The sequence below is a fragment of the Paramesorhizobium deserti genome (assembly GCF_001558695.1).
In the GTDB taxonomy this organism is placed as follows: domain Bacteria; phylum Pseudomonadota; class Alphaproteobacteria; order Rhizobiales; family Rhizobiaceae; genus Paramesorhizobium; species Paramesorhizobium deserti.
In genome coordinates this window covers 1,093,438-1,111,850 of record NZ_LNTU01000001.1, presented here as the reverse complement: position 1 = coordinate 1,111,850, position 18,413 = coordinate 1,093,438, and the positions used below count along the sequence as shown (strand labels likewise).

The window sequence follows — 18,413 nt, the reverse complement described above, 5'->3', positions numbered from 1 at the left end:
GATAGAAACCTTTCGAGCCGGAAATTGTTCCTTTGGAGCCAGCAGCACTGCTGGCCATCTTCTCTCATACACGCACCTTTTTCAGCATCTTCATGATGTTCATCAGCATCGGGAACAAACCTTCGTTGTTCCTGTTCGGTTGGAAAATTCACTGATTTCAATTCCATATGAGGAGCCGGCGTGAACAAGAAGATATTGATCACCGGAGGATGCGGTTTCATCGGCCGCCATCTCACCGACGAACTTCTGGAAAACGGCTACGGCGTCCGCGTTCTCGATGGCCTCGTCGAACAGGTCCATGGCGAGGAGGCGCCGGAGCGCGACGGCCGCGTCGATTATGTCTTCGCCGACATTAGGGACCGCGACGCGCTGCGCGCTGCCCTCCGCGGAATTGACCAGGTGGTGCACCTTGCCGCCGAGGTCGGCGTTGGGCAGTCGATGTACGAGATCGCCCGTTATGTCGGCGCGAATGAGCTGGGAACGGCGATCCTGCTCGAGGAGCTGATCGATCTCCCGGTGGAGCGTATCGTCGTCGCCTCCTCGATGAGCGTTTATGGCGAGGGCCTTTACCGTGACGATGAGGGCGAGTTGCAGCGGGCCGTCCGCCGCGTTCCCAAATCCATCGGGCCCGGGCGCTGGGACCCCACCAATCCCGATGGGCGAAAGCTGGAGCCCGTCCAGACCGACGAGCAGAAGCCGGTCGATATCGCCTCCATCTACGCCCTCACCAAATATTGCCAGGAGAAGGCGGTCTTGATCTTCGCTCAGGCCTATGCCCGCCAGGCAGTGGCGTTGCGCCTCTTCAACGTCTTCGGACCCGGCCAGGCGCTCTCTAATCCCTATACCGGCGTCCTCGCCAATTTCTCGTCGCGGCTCGCCAACGGGCAAAGGCCGATGATCTTCGAGGATGGCGAGCAGCGCCGCGACTTTGTCCATGTCAGGGATGTGGCCCGGGCCTTCCGCCTGGCGCTGGAGCAGCCGCAGGCCGATGGTCATGTGATCAATGTCGGCAGCGGCCGCTCCTATACCATTGCAGGCGTCGCGCGGCTCCTGGCGGAGGTCATGGGCGTGCCCGGAATCGAGCCGGAAATCCTCGGGACCTCCCGTTCCGGCGACATCAGGCACTGCTTTGCCGATATCTCCAAGGCCGGCGAGCTTCTCGGCTTCCAGCCCCGCTTCCTTCTGGAGAATTCGCTCGGCGAATTCGCGGAATGGGTCAGCCGCTCCCGCGCCGTCGACAAGGGTGCCGAAATGCGGCGCAATCTCGAAGCACGGGGATTGGTGACATGAGCGACAACGATCCGCGCCAGCACGCGCCTTCGCTGATCGGCAAGGCTGCGCCCGTCGTGATCACCGGCGGCAGCGGCTTTATCGGCTCCAACCTCGCCGACAGCCTGCTCGGCAGCGAAGAGGAGGTGGTGATCCTCGACAATCTTTCCCGTCCCGGGGTTCACCAGAATCTGGAATGGCTCAAGGAGAAACACGGCGCGCGCGTCCATCCGCTACTCGCCGATGTCAGGGATTTTTCGGCAATCGAACCGGCCTTCACCGATGCCAAGGCGGTGTTCCATCTCGCCGGCCAGACCGCCGTGACGACGAGCATGGCCGAGCCTTTCCTCGATTTCGATGTCAATGCGCGTGGTACGCTCAATGTGCTGGAAGCGGCGCGCCGCTCCAGGCACCATGCACCAGTGATTTTCGCCAGCACCAACAAGGTCTATGGCGCGCTCGATGATCTGAAGCTCATCGAGCTTGAGGACAGATATGTCCCCGCCGCACGCGATCTCTACCGGCACGGCATCGGCGAGGACCGGGCGCTCGATTTCTGTACGCCCTATGGCTGCTCGAAGGGCGCCGCCGACCAGTATGCGCTGGATTACGGCAAATCCTTCGGCGTGCCGACGGCGGTGCTCCGGATGAGCTGCGTCTATGGCCCCCGCCAGTTCGGCAATGAGGATCAGGGATGGGTGGCGCATTTCCTCATCAGCGCTTTGAAAAACGAGCCCATCACCATCTACGGCAATGGCAAACAGGTGCGCGACGTGCTCCACGTCAGCGATGCCGTGGCCGCCTATCGGGCGCTGTTGCGATCGATCGATAGCGTCAGCGGCCAGGCATTCAACCTCGGCGGCGGTCCGGCCAATGCCGTCAGCCTCCGGCGCGTCCTGGGCGAGATCGCGAGGCTCACCCGTCGCGGGTGCGCCGTCGAGCGGGCAGGCTGGCGGCCTGGAGATCAGGCCTATTTCGTTGCCGATACGCGCGCGTTGCAGCTCCGGCTCGGATGGAAGCCGACCATAGGCTGGCGCGACGGCCTGCGCGACCTCGCCGCCTGGCTCCACGATTACAGGGGGCTGGGTGCGGCCCTTGGCGATCGCGAGAGGATTTCGGCATGAGCCTCTCCGCCCTCAATGATGAAAGATCACCGCAAGCCGCCCTGCGCACCGGTGATCGAGAACTGCGTATCCTGATGACCGTCGATGCCGTCGGCGGCGTCTGGCGTTATGCGATGGATTGCGCCGATGCGTTGAGGGAATTCAGCGTCTCGACCGTCTTCGCCGGCTTCGGACCGCAGCCGTCATCCCAGCAGAGGGAGGAGGCGGAAGCAATCGGAGAACTCGTCTGGCTCGACCAGCCGCTCGACTGGATGACTGAGGATGAAAGCGAGCTCGAAACCATACCGTCGGTGCTGGAGCGACTGGTCGATGATCACCGCATTGACATTCTCCACCTCAACCTGCCGTCGCAGGCGGTTGGGATAAGGCGCGATATCCCCGTGGTCACGGTCTCTCATTCCTGCCTCGTCACATGGTGGGAGACGATGCGGACGGGACCGCTGCCGGATCATTGGCTCTGGCATCGTCGCCGCAATGCCGAAGGCTTTTCCCGCGCCGATGCGATCGTCGCGCCGAGCCGGTCCCATGCCGATGCCATTGCGCGCAGCTACGGGCAGATTCCCGGATTGTCGGTCGTGCACAATGGAACGGCGGCGCGGTTCGATCCGGTTGACAAACAGTCCTTCGTTTTCGCCGCCGGCCGTTGGTGGGACGATGGCAAGAATGTCGGGGTGCTCGATGCAGCTGCCGGAAAATCGGTATGGCCTATCCATCTCGCGGGGCCGCTCCACGGGCCGAACGGCCAGATGATCATCCTCCACCATGCCCGCAGCCTCGGCAGCCTGCCGCATCGCGAAGTGCTTGGGCTCGTGCGGCGCGCCGGCATCCTGGTTTCGCCCTCGCTTTACGAGCCCTTCGGGCTGGCGGCGCTGGAGGGCGCGCGCGCCGGGGCGGCGCTGATCCTCTCCGACATACCGGTCTATCACGAATTGTGGGACGAGGCGGCGATCTTCTTCGACCCCACCGCACCGGACCAGCTCGTCGAGGCCATCGATCTTCTGGCCGGCGATCCGCAACTGCGCCGCCGCATGGGAGAACGTGCCCTCGCGCGATCGCTTGGCCTTACGCCCGAGCGCCAGGCGCGCGGCATGGCCACTATCTATCGCGGCCTCGTCTCGCAGCCGGCCCGCCAGTCACTATCGGAGGCGTGATGCGTTTCATCTTCTACACCCACTCGCTCGTTTCCGACTGGAACCATGGCAATGCGCATTTCCTGCGCGGGGTCATGCGCGAGCTTCTGGCGCGCGGCCACAAGGCCGTTGCCCTGGAGCCGGAAAACGGCTGGAGCAGGGAAAATATCGTCCGGGAACAGGGACTGGAGGCGCTCGACCGCTTCGGCCGCGACTTTCCCGGCCTCATCTCGATTGCTTACGGTTCGGCGTTTCCGCATGAGGAGGTCGTGGCGGGGGCCGATGTCGTCATCGTGCACGAATGGATGGATCCCGCGCTGGTCAGGCGGATCGGCAGGGCCAGGCGCGATGGCGGGGCGTTCACGCTGCTCTTTCATGACACCCATCACCGTGCGGCATCGGCCACGGCGGAAATCGCCGCCCTAGACCTTGCGGATTATGACGGCATCCTCGCTTTCGGCGAAACGCTGCGCGAGCGCTATATAAGGGCCGGATGGGGCCGGCAGGCCTTCACCTGGCATGAGGCCGCCGACACGCGCCTGTTCCGCCCGCATGAGAAGACGGAGCCGGCGGGAGATATCGTCTGGGTCGGCAATTGGGGCGATGGCGAGAGAACCGCCGAAATCGAGGCCTTCCTGATCGAGCCGGCCCGGCGGCTGGGCCTGAGCGGCAGCGTCCGTGGCGTGCGCTATCCCGAGGATGCCCGCGCTAGGCTTGAAGCCTCAGGCCTTTCCTATCGCGGCTGGATCGCCAATGCCGATGTGCCGGATGTGTTCGCCCGTCATCGCCTGACGGTGCACATCCCGCGCCGGCCCTATACCGAGGCGCTGCCCGGCATCCCCACCATCCGTATGTTCGAGGCGCTCGCCTCCGGCATCCCGCTGATCTCCGCCCCCTGGAGCGACAGCGAAGGCCTGTTCCGGGCGGGCCGCGATTTTCTCTTTGCCCGTGACGGCGACGAGATGGCCGCACGCATGCGTGACGTCATCGCCGACCGCGACCTGGCCGCCTCGCTTTCGGCTTCCGGGCTCGAGACCATTCGCACGCGCCATACCTGCGCCCATCGGGTCGATGAGCTTTTCCAGATTCTCGACCGGCTGGGGGCGAGACGTATGCCGGAACAAGTGGCCGGCGCTCGATCGACATTGCTTCTGCAGGAGGACGTGAAATGAAAATCGCATTCTATGGGTCGAGCCTGCTTTCCTCCCGCTGGAACGGCGCTGCCACCTATTACAGGGGCATCATCAAGGCGCTCGCCGCTCTCGGCTATGACGTCACCTTCTATGAGCCCGATGTCTATGGCAGGCAGCAGAACCGCGACATCGACCCTCCCGACTGGTGCAAGGTGGTCGTTTACCAGCCGACAGCGGCAGCCATGAAGGGCGTGACGGCCCGCGCCGCTGAAGCCGATATCGTCGTCAAGGCGAGCGGCGTCGGCTTCGAGGACGATGCCCTGTTCGGCCAGGTTCTCGACGCGGCAAGCCCGCAGGCGCTCACCATCTTCTGGGATGTCGATGCCCCGGCGACATTGGCGTCATTGGCTGCAGACGGCGACCAGCCGCTGCGCGCGCAACTGGACCGCGTCGATCTCGTGCTGACCTATGGCGGCGGCGATCCGGTCGTCTATGGCTACCGCGCGCTCGGCGTCAAGGATTGCATCCCCATCTACAACGCGCTCGACCCCGAGACGCATCAACCCGTGCCGCACGACCCGCGTTTCGCCTGTGACCTCGCCTTTCTCGGCAACCGCCTGCCGGATCGCGAACAGCGTGTCGACGACTTCTTCTTCACCGCCGCCGCCCTGCTTCCGGAGCGGACGTTTCTGCTCGGCGGCTCGGGCTGGGAGGACAAGCCGATGTCGCCCAACGTGCGCTATATCGGCCATGTCGGTACCGCCGATCACAACGCCTTCAACGTCTCGCCCAAGGCCGTGCTGAACATCAGCCGGTCGAGCATGGCATCGAACGGCTATTCCCCCGCCACCCGTGTCTTCGAGGCGGTCGGCGCGGGCGCCTGCCTGATCACCGATGCATGGACCGGGCTCGACCTCTTCCTGAAGGAGGGCGAGGAGGTGCTGGCCGCCCGCGACGGCTGGGATGTCGTCGATATCCTCAACGAGCTGACGCCTCTGCGTGCAACGGCAATAGGCCAGCGCGCCAGGGAGCGCGTCCTGCGCGAGCACACCTATGACAGGCGCGCTGCCGAAGTCGACCAGATCGTCCGCAATCGTGTTCCCGCACGCCGGATGGAGGCCGTGTGATGGCGGGACCGTTCACCTTTGTCGTTCTCGGGCTTTCGCTCTCCTCCTCCTGGGGAAACGGCCATGCCACCACCTGGCGCGCTCTGCTGCGCGGCCTGCGCGAGGAGGGGCACAGGATCCTGTTCCTCGAACGGGACCTGCCCTGGTATGCCGAGCATCGCGATCTGCCCGATCCCGATTTCTGCGCGCTGGAATTCTATTCCGGCATCGATGATCTGCGCCGCTATCTGCCGGCGATCAGAAATGCCGATGCGGTCGTCGTCGGGTCCTTCGTGCCCGAGGGCGTCAAGATCATCGATTTTGTCGCGGCGGCAAATCCGGAAGTGCTCTGCTTCTATGATATCGACACGCCGGTCACGCTCGCACGGCTCGATCGCGGTGAGGAGGATTATCTGGCGAAGCGGCAGATACCGATCTTTGACGTCTATTTCTCCTTTTCCGGCGGCAATGTGCTCAATCTCCTGGAAAGCCGTTACGGCGCAAGGCGGGCCGAGGCTCTGCACTGCTCTGTTGACCCGGCGCAGCATTTCAACACCGGCGAGGCCATCGAGTGGGATCTCGGCTATCTCGGCACCTACAGCCCGGATCGCCAGCCGGCGCTGGAAAGGCTCTTGATCGAGCCGGCGCGGCGCCTGCCGCATCTACGTTTCGTCGTTGCCGGCGCGCAATTCCCGGAGAGTATCGACTGGCCGTCCAATGTCGAACGCTTCGAGCATCTTCCGCCGTCCGAGCACGCCTCCTTCTATACGCGCCAGCGCTTCACGCTGAACATCACGCGTCGCGACATGGTCGAGCTCGGCTGGTCCCCCAGCGTGCGACTGTTCGAAGCGGCGGCCTGCGGCACGGCGATCATCAGCGACCGTTGGCGGGGGCTTGATGATCTAATGCCGGAGCATGAGGCGATCATCATCGGCGAGACAGCCGAAGAGGTCGTTCGCCAGCTTACCTCTTTGCCCGAACCGGAGCGGCAGGCCATCGAGCATGCGGCTCGCGAGCGGGTTCTGACCGCGCATACCGGCCGGGCGCGGGCACGCGAGATGATCAGGGCGATCGAATGCTCGAATGCGGCGCTTCCATCAATGGCCGTCCGGTGATTTGAAAGAAGGTGTATCTCATGCGTGAAATGCGAAAGAATACGCGGAAGACCGTTCTGGTTGCGGGCGGCGCGGGTTTCGTCGGCTCTCATCTCTGCGATGCGCTGCTGGCCGACGGCCATGCCGTCATCTGCGCCGACAGCTTTCTTACCGGCGCCGCTGCCAATGTCGCCGCGCTGGAAAATCATCCCCGCTTCCGCTTGATCGAGCATGATATTTGCCAGCCGCTCAAGATCCGTGAGCCGATCGACGAGATATTCAACCTCGCCTGCGCCGCATCGCCGCCGCGTTATCAGGCGAACCCTGCTCACACGCTGATGACCAGCGTGGTGGGAACCGCCAACCTCCTGGAACTCGCCGAAAAGAATGGAGCGACCTTTCTGCAGGCCTCCACCAGCGAGGTCTATGGCGATCCCCAGGAGCACCCGCAGAATGAATCCTACCGGGGCCATGTGAACTGCACCGGCCCGCGCGCCTGTTACGACGAAGGCAAGCGCGCCGCCGAGACGCTGTGCTTTGATTTCCTCCGCGCCGGTCGCGTCGATGCGCGGGTCTCGCGCATCTTCAACACATATGGGCCGAGGATGCAGAGCGACGATGGCCGCATCGTATCGAACTTCATCATCCAGGCGCTCCACGGCAAGCCCTTGACGGTCTATGGCTCGGGCGAGCAGACACGCTCCTTCTGCTATGTCTCTGACCTGATCGAAGGCCTGTTGGCCCTGATGCGCGTAAAACCCAATCCCCGCATGCCGGTCAATCTTGGCAATCCCGGCGAGTTCACGGTCCTGGAGCTGGCGCGGCTGGTCCAGGCGCATATTCCAACGGGCTCGCCCCTTCAGTATGTGCCGTTGCCGGAGGACGATCCGCAGCGGCGGCGGCCGGATATCAGCCGGGCGCGGGCGCTTCTCGGTTGGGAACCGAAAGTGCTTCTGGAGGAGGGGCTGGTTCGGACGATCGAGTGGTTCTCGGCCTTGGCCGTCGAGGGCGAAGCGCGTCGCGGCAGGCGTCGCACGCTTGCCAGGGCGGTACGACTGTCAAAGCAGGGAGAGCGTGAATATCAGCCCCTTGGCCGATAACCGGGAGGAGGAGCGCTGGATAGCGCTCTTTCAACCGCGATTGAGGAGAGCCATGGCAATGGCGATGATGACGAAGCCGGCAATGATGGTAATGACGACATAGGTCCCCACCGCTGAAGGCTGGCTTCTCTCCACGTCAACGGGGTCGGGCCTGGCCTCCGCCTCGATGCTGCGTTCGTTTCTGCCTGGCGGTTGCCCCGCCGCCTCGTCGTCCGTTCCCATGGGCGCTGCCGCCGGGTCGGGCCAAGGCACCTTTTCACGGGTTTCGCCCCTGTCGATATCTTTCCGCATCCGGTCGACCGTAGGCGGGTCTTTCGGGATTTTTTCCGCGCGTTTCGCTACCATGTCTGCGATCTCCTGATTACGGCATCAACGCCCCCCTCGGCCGGATGTTCCCTGGCGGATGCAGTGGAACAAACGGTGCTCGTCGGGGTTATCCCGGAGGCAGGGAGAAGGAGACATAACCATGAGGAATGCTCTGTTTGCGCTTGCCGCGATGACGGTGATCGCCGGCTGTTCGGCAACCGAGCGCGGCGCGGTTATTGGCGGCCTCGGCGGTGCGGCTATCGGTGGTGCTGTATCCGACAGTGTTGGAGGGGCCGTGGTGGGCGGCGCCGTCGGTGCGACCGCCGGCGCCCTGATCGGCAACGCCAGCGAACCCGGCCGGTGTGTCTATCGCGATCGTTCTGGACGTCGCTACACCGCACGCTGTCCGTAACCAATGCCACGCAGGCTGTTCCGGATTGCCAGCTTCCGGGGCAGCGCGTGCGTATGTGAATTGATCCACCGGCCGTTCGAAAGGAGGAATATCATGGCATTTGCGCTCGAAAGCCCAGCCTTCAGCGATGGTGACCGGATCCCGCGAAAATTCATCCGCGATGGTGAGAACGTCTCGCCGCCGCTCGTGTGGAAAGATGCGCCCGAGGACACCAGGAGCTTCATGCTGGTCGTCGAGGATCCCGATGCTCCATCGGGCACTTTCCGCCACTGGGCCGTCTATGACATCAATCCGGACCGGGACCGGCTTCCAGAAGGCACGACCGCCGGCGCCAAGACGGAAAGCCTCGGGCATGGCGTCAATGACTTCGGCAACCCGCATTATGACGGGCCGCAGCCGCCGAAAGGGCACGGCGTGCACCATTACCATTTCCGCCTTGCGGCGCTTGACGCGGAAACGCTCCATCTCGATGAAAAAGCCGATATCGACACCATTCTGAAGAAGGCTGAGCCCCATATCATCGCTGAAACGGAGCTCGTCGGCACCTATGAGGCCAGTTAGATGCCAGCCGGCTTTTCGTCCCAACGCGCTGTGATGCAGGAAAAAGAGGTGCCGGAGCTTCCCGGCGAGGCCGGCAGTTGCTGGGTGGCCACCGTGCCGCCGACGGATTTTCCGGTCCTGCGGGAGGCGATCCGGGCGGAGACCGTGGTGGTGGGCGGCGGTATCGTCGGCCTGACGACGGCCCTTCGCCTGTGCGAGGATGGACGTTCCGTCGTCCTTCTTGAGGGGCTTTCCGTCGGCCGCCAGGTGACCGGTCGTTCGACCGCCAAGATCACCACGCAGCACCGGCTGATCTATCGGGACCTGATCGACATGCGCGGCGAGGAGATGGCGAGGCTTTATGCCGAGGCCAATCGTGATGGCTGCGATCTGATCGACCGCTGGGTCGTCAGCTACGGCATCGAATGCGATTTCGAGCATAGGGACGCCTATGTCTATACCAGGGATGCCGCCCTGCGCCCGCGCATCGAGGCGGAAGCGACGGCCGCCCGCAGCCTCGGATTGACGGCCGAGATGGTTGATCGCGCTCCGCTGCCTTTCGATACCGCAGCGGCGCTTCGCTTTCCGCATCAGGCCCAGTTCAACCCTGCCGCCTATCTTTCGGGGCTTGCCCGGACGTTCATCGCCCATGGCGGGCGTGTCTTCGAAAACAGCCGTGCAAGGATGATCGAGGAAGGCAATCGCTGGCGGGTCAAAACCGATGCCGGCGAGGTGGAGGCGGAAAATCTGGTGGTCGCCACCAACATGACCGTGAAGAGCCCGGTCGGCATGGCCAACCGCACCCAGCCTCGCAGCCATATCGCCATGGCTTTTCGCATCGAAGACGAAAAGCTGATCGACGGCATGTTCATCAGCGCCGAGGATCCCGGCCATTCCTTGCGCACCGGCCGCGACGCCGGCGGCCCGCTGCTCGTGGTGCTGGGCCCGCGCTTCGATACCGGCCATGAGGGCGATGTCGCCACCCGTTTTTTGGAGCTGGAGCAATGGGTGCGGAGCAATCTGCCCGCCGGCGATGTCGTCTGGCGGTGGTGCAACGAGGATTACGATACGCCTGACCGCGTGCCCTATGTCGGCGAGCCGGATCCTGAGAAATCACCCGGCTTTTATATCGCCACCGGCTTCAACGCCTGGGGCATCAGCAACGGCACCGCCGCAGGCGCGATGATCGCCGATCTCATATGCGGTCGGGACAGCCTCTTGAAAGCGCTCTACGATCCGACCCGTCCTTACCCCAGTGATTTTCACCGTAGCGGCAAAAGCCAGTCCATCGTCGCGACGGTGGCCGATATCGCGGCAGGTCATGGTGGCGTTCTGGTGAGGGGCGAGGAGAAGATCGCGGTCTGGAAGGACGGGGCTGGCGAACTCCATGCCTTTTCGGCGGCCTGCACCCACAAGGGCTGCACCCTGACCTGGAACAATGCCGACCGCACCTGGGATTGCCCCTGCCACGGCTCCGTCTTCGCGCCCGACGGATCGGTCATTCATGGGCCGGCGCGGGATCCGCTGCGGCCCGCCAGCCTGTAGAAGCAGCCGCTTAACCTCATCGGAACATCGGCCCATCTGGTGCGTTTGCCCCGGAGAACGACCATGATTTAGGGCGACGAGAATATCTGACGCGATAGCAGAACGGGAAAGACCAATGGCGAAAGCAGACAAGAAGCATATGGGCCCCGGCACGCAAGGCAAGGGCGACGGCACGGGCGCCATGACCGATGTCGACAAGGACAAGATCGAGGAGAATGGGGTCCTGTCCAACAGGGACAAGGCGCAGCACACGCGTCAGCGCGGGCTGGACAGCAAGGAAGTGGAAACCGAGCAGTATCACGACCACGCCGGCAACCGCAGGCCGGATGACTAAGCCCCAAACGGCAGACATTGTCGCCTGCTTCTCACCCCCCTCTGGCCTGCCGGCCAGAGGGGGGTGTCACCACGCCCGCTTGCCGCGTCTGGTCATTGAGAAGAACACCCCGAACCGGGAATGGGAAGACGGGCGGTCTTGCCAACGCTCATTAATAAATTCAATTGCGGCCGCAAGACCGCCCGTCGGCGATGTCCGTCCGTTCCGCTTCGAGAAGAGCTAGGGATCGTCGCGGGAGCTTCATTCACCCACGTCCCGTCTCGGCCCTTCCCTTGAGGGGAAACCCTGGACGAAGCCTCCCAGTTCACCACTGCGTCAGCGGTCAACCGGAAGCGCCGGTCCTTCCCCGCGAGACCCGCCGTCGCGAGCCGCGTTCCCGCGGGAAGAACTGCGGGGAAGGATAAGGGCGGAGTGGGAACTGTGGGATAAGTTTTTGGGGAGAGAAGCTGTTGTGGCCGCTTTTGCCGTTCCGGACCGTCTGATACAATAATCCAGATCAGTGCATCTTCAACCGGCCATTGAGCTGGGCGCGTCAGCGCCAACTCATCGCTAATCGTCCGGTCGATTCTTGTGATGCCGGCTTTCCTGGTGTTCGCCGCGCAGCATGCTGCGGTCGTCGGTCTCAAGCGCCCTTTTGCGGGCGGCGGGCGAATGGGTTTCTTCCTGCTGGGCCTCGCGTATCCGCTTTGGCGTCTTCAGGTCTGTGCGCGGGTCGAAATCATCGTCGGCATTGGCCGTGTTTTCGCGTTTTTCGATGATGCGCAATTGCTGTTCGTGGGTTTTCCGTCCGGTCATGGCTGCCTCACTTGTTCGTGCGTCCGGTCTGCGAGGGATTGATGCCGCCACTCCTGTTGGTGTCGTTCTCCACATCGCCTTCGAACGTGGTTTCGCCCTTGAGCACGGTTTCGTCACCTTCCCTGACGGTGCCCTTCGATGTTCCGATGCCGGGGTTTCTCTTCAGGTCGGCATCGCTGGGGACCTTGCGTTTTGCATGTTTGTTTCCTGTCATCGCTAAACTCCATTTTCTGTTCGACCAACGGCTTGCCGGTGCGAATGTTCCAGGCAATTTGCGAAAGGAGGAGTGGCGGCTTTCAACGCGATACGTCCCTTGCTGCTGCCAATGAGATGGCTGGAACCTTCGCCATCGTTGCGGGGTTGATACGCATGATGTTTCAGCAGCAATGGATTCCCCAATGGATCACCCCAGAAATACGCTCCGCACCGAGGCAGGTAATGGTGATGCGAGGACCGAGATATCCGGTCGGAAAGGGATGCGCGGTCCTGCCGCCGCCGGCGCAATGAGAACGGCTCCCGTGCCTTCCGCCGCGAATATCCCGTCACGGCCGATCATTCGGGCGGGCCGCAATGCCTGGCGGGTTCGGGCCGCGGAAAAGGCAGCGTTCCTCATCGACGGCGAAAGCTATTTCGACAGGCTCAGGGAGGTCCTCGTACAAGCCAGGAAAAGCATCTGGATCGTCGGCTGGGATTTCGATCCCGAGATCCGGTTGCGGCCGCATAAGGAACCGAAAGGCGAAACCCTCGGCGGTTTGCTGCGAAGGCAGGTGGAAGAAAATGAGAAACTCGAAGTCCGCATCCTCGTCTGGTCCATGGGGCCGGCCTATTCGGGCAAGTCGCTGAGGCTTTATACCGAGCGCGGCTGGGCGAACCATCCACGGATTCACCTGCGGTTCGACGGCAAGCATGCCTTGCGGGGGTCCCATCACCAGAAGATGGTCTGCATCGATGATGCGGTTGCCTTCGTCGGCGGCATCGACCTGACGTTCGGACGCTGGGATAACAGCGAGCATCTGGCTCGCTCCAGGCATCGGATCACCCATAAAGGCGATGATTACGGCCCCGTCCACGATGTGCAGGCAATGGTTTCAGGCGCGGCCGCACGCGCCGTCAGTGATCTGGCGCGTGATCGCTGGAAACGGGCGACCGGCGAGAGCATCGGCGGAACACAGGCCGGGCGGCAGATTTGGCCTAACGGTTTCGCTTACGAAATATCGGATTGCGACGTGGCGATAGCCCGTGCCGAGCCCTCGCTTTTCGGCCAGAACGGTACACATGAAACCATCCGGCTGACCGCCAGTGCGTTGGCCGCCGCCCGCCGCCACATCTATATCGAGACGCAATATCTCGCGTCTTTCGTCGTCGGCAAGATCCTGGCCAGGCGTCTCGAGGAGTCCGCCGGGCCGGAAATCGTCATACTGACCACGTACAGTTCCCGCGGCTATCTAGAGCAGGTGGTCATGGGGCATAACCGCAACCGGCTGATCCGTCGATTGAAGAAGGCCGATCATTTTGGTCGGCTGCGCGTCGTTTATGCCGTGGTGCCGGAGGAAGACGGCGCGGAGCGCGAAGTCCTCATCCATTCCAAGGTCCTGGTCGTCGACGACCGCTTTGTGCGCATCGGCTCGTCGAATCTGAACAATCGCTCGGAAGGCCTCGATACGGAATGCGACATCGCCATCGAAGCGAAGACGGATGCTCACCGGCATCTCATCGCCGGCTTCCGCAACAGGCTGATCGCCGAACATCTCGACGCCGCGCCGCAAGCCGTCGAAAAATGCCTGGCCCGCACCGGATCGCTGGTCACGGCGATCGATGAGCTGAACATCCGGCCGAGGGGATTGAGGGCCTTCCCCGTCAATGCGCATGACGGCAAGACCACGCCGCTCATCGGCACGGGGCTGCTGGATCCCAAGGAGCCGTTCTGGCCCTTGCAGAGGGTCTTCGGATATATCGGCTCTCTTTTTTCGAGATTCTTTTGAAGCCCCATCGGTGAGCCGGTTCATCGCAGTGCGGTGCCTATTGCCGTATCCTGTTGGGATTTGCCGTTCTCGTCGCGCTTTCGCAGCACATGTTCGCTGATGAGGAACAGCGGCAGGCCGAATGCAAGCGGCACGAAGAAATAAACGACGCGGAAGGCGACAGCCGCGCCGACGGCGGCCGCACCCGGCAGAAAATAGATGACCGTCGCCTCGATCACGCCGATGCCGCCGGGAACATGGCTGATGATGGCCGCGGCGTTGGCTGTGGTGTAAATGGCGACGATGTCGAGGTAGCGCATCTCGGCGGATGCGGCGACCAACTGGTAGAGGCAGGCCGCGACGAAAGCAAAATTGAGGGTGCCGACCGTGATCTGTCCGGCTGCCAGTCGGAAAGGCGGCAGTTCGAGCTTCCATTTGCGGTATCCGAACGGTTTGCGGATAAAGGCCGACAGAACGAGATAGAGCGCTGAGAACGTCAGGCTGGCAGCTGCCACCATCTTTATGGCCGCGGGACTGAGGTCGGTCAGGCTTTTGGCGTCAGCGGGATAGAGAAACAGCCCGATGCCGCCCAGCGTCGCCAATCCCAGGCCGACGGTCGTCCCCGTGAAGAGGATAATCTTGGCCACGTCGCCACCGCTCAGCCCCCAGCGGGAATAGAAGCGGTACCTTATGGCGCCGCTGCTCAGCGCCGCCACACCGATATTGTGGCCGATCGACAGGCTGACGAAGGAGGCGAGCGCAATCCTGCGATAGGCGAGCTTCTTGCCTACGTAACGCACCGCCAGCGCATCAAACCCCGTCAAGCAGACATAGGAAGCCGCGGCAAAACCGAAGGCGGCCATCAGCCTGCCCAGGGAAATGGCTTGAATTGATCCGATGATCTCATCGAGGCTGTATCGGCTGATCGCGCGGTAGAGCAGATAGGCTGCGACGCAAATCGCCAGCAGAATGAAAAGCCTGATGAAAAGCCGAAACGCGGTCATGGTCCTCTTTCCGAAACATGCGGCATCCGCTTCCGGAACGAACCTGAGAAGGCAAGCGTTCCCTTCCCATGAATTTACCCCGCTCAAATTCCGGGCTTTCGCTGAGGGTGCTCACCTATAATGTGCATAGTTGCCGGGGAACGGACGGCAAGGTCGACCCGGCGCGCATCGCCAGGGTGATCGCGCATTGCGATCCCGATATCATCGCGCTTCAGGAGGTCGATGTCGGACGCGCGCGCACGCAGGGCATCGATCAGGCGCATGTCATCGCGTCGCAACTGCGCATGGAGGTGCATTTCCATCCCGCGCTGCATCTGGCCGAGGAGAAATATGGAGACGCGATCCTGACGGCGCTGCCGTCACGCCTGATACGGGCCGGGCCGCTGCCGTCGCTGGGCGAGCCAAGAGGCGCCATATGGGTCTCGGTCGATATCGCCGGCACGCAGCTGCAGGTGATCAACACCCATCTGGGATTGCGCCGGCGCGAGCGCATGCAGCAGGTCGTGACGCTTCTCGGCCCGAGCTGGCTCGCAAGTCCGATGTGCCAGAACGCTCCCTTCGTCCTGTTGGGTGATTTCAACGCAAGGCCCTCTTCGGTGGCCTATCGCACCATTGCGCGGCAGGCGATGGATGCGCAGCTCGGCGCGAAGCCTCCGCGAGCGACGTTCCCCTCCCGCTATCCGCTCTTCAGGCTCGACCATATCTTTGTCGGCAACGGCGTTGTGCCGATCGAAACGCAAGTGTGGTCGGACGTTTTAACGCGCACGGCTTCCGATCATCTGCCGCTGGTCGCCAGGGTTGAAGTGCCGGTTTTGCCGTCGCATGGGAGCGGTGCGGTGAGCCGGCAAGCGGTCGTGCCCTGAGAAATCGGGCTTTCCTCCGGCTTCAGCCGTGGAACAATTCTGCGATGCTGAGGTTTGGCTTGTGGCGTGGATATGCGTCCGAAGAATGCCGATCAATGAGGCCGAACATGCATCAGATCAGCGAACTGTCCCTGCATACCGGACGGAACATGCCGGTGATGGGCGTGGGAACCTGGCAATTGACGGACGATACGGCTGGCGTCATCGATGCGGCGATACGCTTAGGCTACCGTATGATCGATACGTCAGGCGATTATGGAACGCAGCCGGGCATCGCAGAAGGCATCAAGCGCAGCGGCGCCGAGCGTTCCGACTTCTATCTGGTCACCAAGGTCGAAGAAACGGACGACGCCTATGAGGCGGTGGGCAGGAATCTGAAAGAGCTCCAGCTCGATTATGCGGATCTCATGCTCATCCATCGTCCGCCGCCTTCGGGTGCGGGCGAGGAACTGTGGCGCGGGCTCATCCGTGCCAGGCAGGAGGGCCTTACCAAGGATATCGGCGTCAGCAACTATTCCGTCGACCTGATCGATACGCTCATCCGCGCAACGGGCGAAAAGCCCGTCGTCAATCAGATCGAATGGAGTCCCTTCGGCCATAGTGAGAAAATGCTGCGCTTCTCCCGCGAGAACGGGATCATCATCCAGGCCTATTGTCCGCTGACTCGTTCAAAGCGTTTGAACGACGAGAAGCTGGCCGGAATCGCGGCGAGATATCAGAAGACACCGGCTCAGGTCATGATCCGCTGGAACCTGCAGAACGGCACCGTTCCGCTGCCCAAAGCCAATCGGCAGGATCATCTGCAGGAGAATCTCGACGTCCTCGATTTTGTGATCGCCGACGAGGACATGAAGGAATTGAACGGCTTGAACGAGCGGTATTCCTCGCTCGGATCGCTTCCATACGCGTGATCGGTCCGCGGCCAGCGGTTCATATTATCGACGATTATCGATGACTGGAGAGACCTTGCCCGAAATTGTGGAATTCACCCATTCGTGGGAAATTTTCGGCAATCACATTTTCGTCTGGGGATTGGCGGCGCTCGTCTTCGCCGTCGCTTTCGCCGTCATGGCAAAGCTGCGGTCCGTAATCGACAGGCGGCTTGCCGGTGACGGCACGCGGCGAAGAAATCTCCTGTTGCGGACGTTGCAGGCGCTGACCGGCCATACATATCGTTTCTTTCTCGCCGCGGTCGCTCTCTGGATCGCGATGCAGTTCGTCATTCTGCCGCTGCAGGCCAGCCGCTTGATTGCCGCCATCGTCCTGATCGCGACGATGGTCCAGATCGGGCTTTGGGGCGGAGCGCTTGTCAGCCTCTGGATCGAGAATCATCTGCTCGGACCGAGCCAGCCCGATCCGGCGCGCTCGAGCGCCGCTCAGATCGTGCGGATCATGGGCATCTCGGTCGTCTGGTCGGCCGTCGCGCTGGTGATGCTGAGCAATCTCGGCATCGACATTACCGGGCTGGTGGCCGGTCTCGGCATCGGCGGCATAGCCATCGCGTTTGCCCTGCAAAGCCTGCTCAAGGACCTGTTCGCCTCCCTGGCGATCATTCTGGACAAACCTTTCGTCGTCGGCGACTTCATCATTTTTGACGATTCCATGGGCACGGTCGAGCAGGTCGGGTTGAAGACCACACGCATCCGCTCCCTGTCAGGCGAGCAGATCTCCGTCGCCAACGACACGCTTCTCAATTCGCGCCTGCGCAACTTCAAGCGGATGAGCGAGCGCCGGGTGGTCTTTGAACTGCGCACGCATTATCGGGCGCCGATCGCCAAGCTGCAGGAATTGCCCGGCTATATTCATGAGGTGATAGAGGCAATCGACGAGACGCGCTTCGACCGATCGCATCTGGCGGAGTTCGATCAGATCGGCCCCCGTCTCGAAACGGTCTATTATGTCTTGAGCCCCGACTACAACATCTACATGGATATCCATCAGCGGATCCTTGTGCAGATTGCGCAATGGTTCGAGGACAACGACATCAACTTCGCCTATCCGACCCAGCGCGTTTTGGTCGACCGGGATACGGTCGAACAGCTGCTGGAAGCCTTCGCGGCAGCCCGCTCCAGGCAGGGCAAGCCGCTCATGCATTAGGGAACTTTCCGGGATGAGGGAGGTTCTGGAACTGAGGAAACCGGACCAGGCCAATGCAGAACCCAAGATTGTTCATAGGTTCGCTCATTGTCATTGCAATAGCAGCCATCGCCATTATTGTGGCCGTTCAGCTGTCGCGTGATGAACCGGACCGGCAGATGCCGCCGCATGCGCTGGACCAGTCGGGCTGAAAGGAAGGTGCTGGCCGGATTCATTCGGCTGTTTTCACCGGCAACCGGCGGCGTTATGATCAAACGTCGGCTCTCGAAGCCTGAGGCGGAAGATAGCCGGCTTATAGTTCATTGATATCATATCGATTAATCAAGGACGGGAGACACTTGAATGGAAAACGCTGGCGTCGGCTGGATTGCAGCCATCATCATCGGCGGCATCGCGGGTTGGCTTGCCGAGATGTTTATGAAAAGCAATATGGGCGTCATCGCCAATATCCTTCTGGGTATCGTCGGAGCCATCATTGCCAATGCGATCCTGGGGCTCTTCGGCATCACCCTTCCCGGCTGGCTCGGATATCTCGTCGCGGGCTTCATCGGTGCGTGCATCCTGATCGCGCTCGGACGGGCGATCAGGCGATAGGAATCA

The 18,413-nt window shown here is 62.3% G+C and carries 20 protein-coding genes; 16 read left to right on the top strand and 4 right to left on the bottom strand.

What is annotated here, in order from left to right; translation table 11 throughout:
- Positions 1 to 180 precede the first annotated feature (180 nt).
- Genes ATN84_RS05220 through ATN84_RS05190 form a run of 7 tightly spaced genes read left to right on the top strand, consistent with a single transcriptional unit; the run spans position 181 to position 7,956 of the window.
- Positions 181 to 1,290, top strand: a complete 1,110-nt coding sequence (locus tag ATN84_RS05220; RefSeq protein WP_068880447.1) for an NAD-dependent epimerase/dehydratase family protein — start codon at positions 181 to 183, stop codon at positions 1,288 to 1,290.
- Complete coding sequence (locus ATN84_RS05215) at positions 1,287 to 2,393, top strand: NAD-dependent epimerase/dehydratase family protein (RefSeq protein ID WP_068880446.1); 1,107 nt, start codon at positions 1,287 to 1,289, stop codon at positions 2,391 to 2,393. The genes ATN84_RS05220 and ATN84_RS05215 overlap by 4 nt, the downstream gene beginning before the upstream one ends.
- Positions 2,390 to 3,544, top strand: a complete 1,155-nt coding sequence (locus tag ATN84_RS05210) for a glycosyltransferase family 4 protein (protein ID WP_068880444.1) — start codon at positions 2,390 to 2,392, stop codon at positions 3,542 to 3,544. The genes ATN84_RS05215 and ATN84_RS05210 overlap by 4 nt, the downstream gene beginning before the upstream one ends.
- Positions 3,544 to 4,695: a CgeB family protein gene (locus tag ATN84_RS05205; protein ID WP_068880442.1), complete on the top strand. Its 1,152-nt coding sequence runs from the start codon at positions 3,544 to 3,546 to the stop codon at positions 4,693 to 4,695. The genes ATN84_RS05210 and ATN84_RS05205 overlap by 1 nt, the downstream gene beginning before the upstream one ends.
- The gene (locus tag ATN84_RS05200) at positions 4,692 to 5,783 is read left to right on the top strand and encodes a CgeB family protein (RefSeq protein WP_068880440.1); all 1,092 of its coding nucleotides are present in this window, start codon (positions 4,692 to 4,694) and stop codon (positions 5,781 to 5,783) included. The genes ATN84_RS05205 and ATN84_RS05200 overlap by 4 nt, the downstream gene beginning before the upstream one ends.
- Positions 5,783 to 6,877 (top strand): CgeB family protein, encoded by a 1,095-nt coding sequence (locus tag ATN84_RS05195; RefSeq protein WP_068880439.1) that lies wholly within the window; start codon positions 5,783 to 5,785, stop codon positions 6,875 to 6,877. Before ATN84_RS05200 ends, ATN84_RS05195 begins: the two co-directional genes overlap by 1 nt.
- Positions 6,878 to 6,897: 20 nt before the next feature.
- Positions 6,898 to 7,956 carry a UDP-glucuronic acid decarboxylase family protein gene (locus tag ATN84_RS05190; RefSeq protein ID WP_068880904.1) on the top strand — a complete coding sequence of 353 codons (1,059 nt, stop codon included), beginning with the start codon at positions 6,898 to 6,900 and terminating at the stop codon, positions 7,954 to 7,956.
- A 30-nt stretch (positions 7,957 to 7,986) separates the two neighbouring features.
- Here the strand turns inward: ATN84_RS05190 and ATN84_RS27430 are convergent, their stop codons facing one another.
- Entirely contained in the window at positions 7,987 to 8,301 is a 315-nt protein-coding gene (locus ATN84_RS27430; RefSeq protein ID WP_068880437.1) for a hypothetical protein, read from the bottom strand.
- A 121-nt stretch (positions 8,302 to 8,422) separates the two neighbouring features.
- On the opposite strand from ATN84_RS27430, the gene ATN84_RS05180 reads away from it, so the two are divergent.
- From ATN84_RS05180 to ATN84_RS05165, 4 genes are all read left to right on the top strand, one after another.
- A complete protein-coding gene (locus tag ATN84_RS05180) occupies positions 8,423 to 8,674 on the top strand; it encodes a glycine zipper domain-containing protein (RefSeq protein WP_068880436.1) in 252 nt (83 codons plus the stop codon).
- A 93-nt stretch (positions 8,675 to 8,767) separates the two neighbouring features.
- Entirely contained in the window at positions 8,768 to 9,235 is a 468-nt protein-coding gene (locus ATN84_RS05175) for a YbhB/YbcL family Raf kinase inhibitor-like protein (protein WP_068880435.1), read from the top strand.
- 48 nt (positions 9,236 to 9,283) lie between these two features.
- The gene (locus ATN84_RS05170) at positions 9,284 to 10,759 is read left to right on the top strand and encodes an FAD-dependent oxidoreductase (RefSeq protein ID WP_153020096.1); all 1,476 of its coding nucleotides are present in this window, start codon (positions 9,284 to 9,286) and stop codon (positions 10,757 to 10,759) included.
- Between the two features lie 115 nt (positions 10,760 to 10,874).
- Complete coding sequence (locus ATN84_RS05165; protein WP_068880434.1) at positions 10,875 to 11,093, top strand: hypothetical protein; 219 nt, start codon at positions 10,875 to 10,877, stop codon at positions 11,091 to 11,093.
- A 549-nt stretch (positions 11,094 to 11,642) separates the two neighbouring features.
- On the opposite strand, the gene ATN84_RS05160 is transcribed toward ATN84_RS05165, so the two are convergent.
- Together ATN84_RS05160 and ATN84_RS05155 are read right to left on the bottom strand one after the other, a co-directional pair.
- Positions 11,643 to 11,888, bottom strand: a complete 246-nt coding sequence (locus ATN84_RS05160) for a hypothetical protein (RefSeq protein ID WP_068880432.1) — start codon at positions 11,886 to 11,888, stop codon at positions 11,643 to 11,645.
- 7 nt (positions 11,889 to 11,895) lie between these two features.
- A complete protein-coding gene (locus ATN84_RS05155; protein ID WP_068880431.1) occupies positions 11,896 to 12,102 on the bottom strand; it encodes a hypothetical protein in 207 nt (68 codons plus the stop codon).
- A 184-nt stretch (positions 12,103 to 12,286) separates the two neighbouring features.
- On the opposite strand from ATN84_RS05155, the gene ATN84_RS05150 reads away from it, so the two are divergent.
- The gene (locus ATN84_RS05150; protein WP_068880430.1) at positions 12,287 to 13,870 is read left to right on the top strand and encodes a phospholipase D-like domain-containing protein; all 1,584 of its coding nucleotides are present in this window, start codon (positions 12,287 to 12,289) and stop codon (positions 13,868 to 13,870) included.
- A 20-nt stretch (positions 13,871 to 13,890) separates the two neighbouring features.
- Here ATN84_RS05150 and ATN84_RS05145 read toward each other — a convergent pair whose 3' ends face one another.
- The gene (locus tag ATN84_RS05145; protein ID WP_068880428.1) at positions 13,891 to 14,853 is read right to left on the bottom strand and encodes a lysylphosphatidylglycerol synthase domain-containing protein; all 963 of its coding nucleotides are present in this window, start codon (positions 14,851 to 14,853) and stop codon (positions 13,891 to 13,893) included.
- A 68-nt stretch (positions 14,854 to 14,921) separates the two neighbouring features.
- Here ATN84_RS05145 and ATN84_RS05140 point away from each other — a divergent pair, with 68 nt between their 5' ends.
- The 4 genes from ATN84_RS05140 to ATN84_RS05125 all read left to right on the top strand — a co-directional run bounded on the left by ATN84_RS05140 (position 14,922) and on the right by ATN84_RS05125 (position 18,407).
- Positions 14,922 to 15,716, top strand: a complete 795-nt coding sequence (locus ATN84_RS05140; RefSeq protein WP_068880426.1) for an endonuclease/exonuclease/phosphatase family protein — start codon at positions 14,922 to 14,924, stop codon at positions 15,714 to 15,716.
- A gap of 107 nt (positions 15,717 to 15,823) precedes the next feature.
- The gene (locus ATN84_RS05135; RefSeq protein ID WP_153020094.1) at positions 15,824 to 16,627 is read left to right on the top strand and encodes an aldo/keto reductase; all 804 of its coding nucleotides are present in this window, start codon (positions 15,824 to 15,826) and stop codon (positions 16,625 to 16,627) included.
- Between the two features lie 55 nt (positions 16,628 to 16,682).
- Entirely contained in the window at positions 16,683 to 17,813 is a 1,131-nt protein-coding gene (locus ATN84_RS05130; protein WP_068880423.1) for a mechanosensitive ion channel family protein, read from the top strand.
- A gap of 342 nt (positions 17,814 to 18,155) precedes the next feature.
- Entirely contained in the window at positions 18,156 to 18,407 is a 252-nt protein-coding gene (locus ATN84_RS05125) for a GlsB/YeaQ/YmgE family stress response membrane protein (RefSeq protein ID WP_068880422.1), read from the top strand.
- The last annotated feature ends 6 nt before the right edge of the window (positions 18,408 to 18,413 follow it).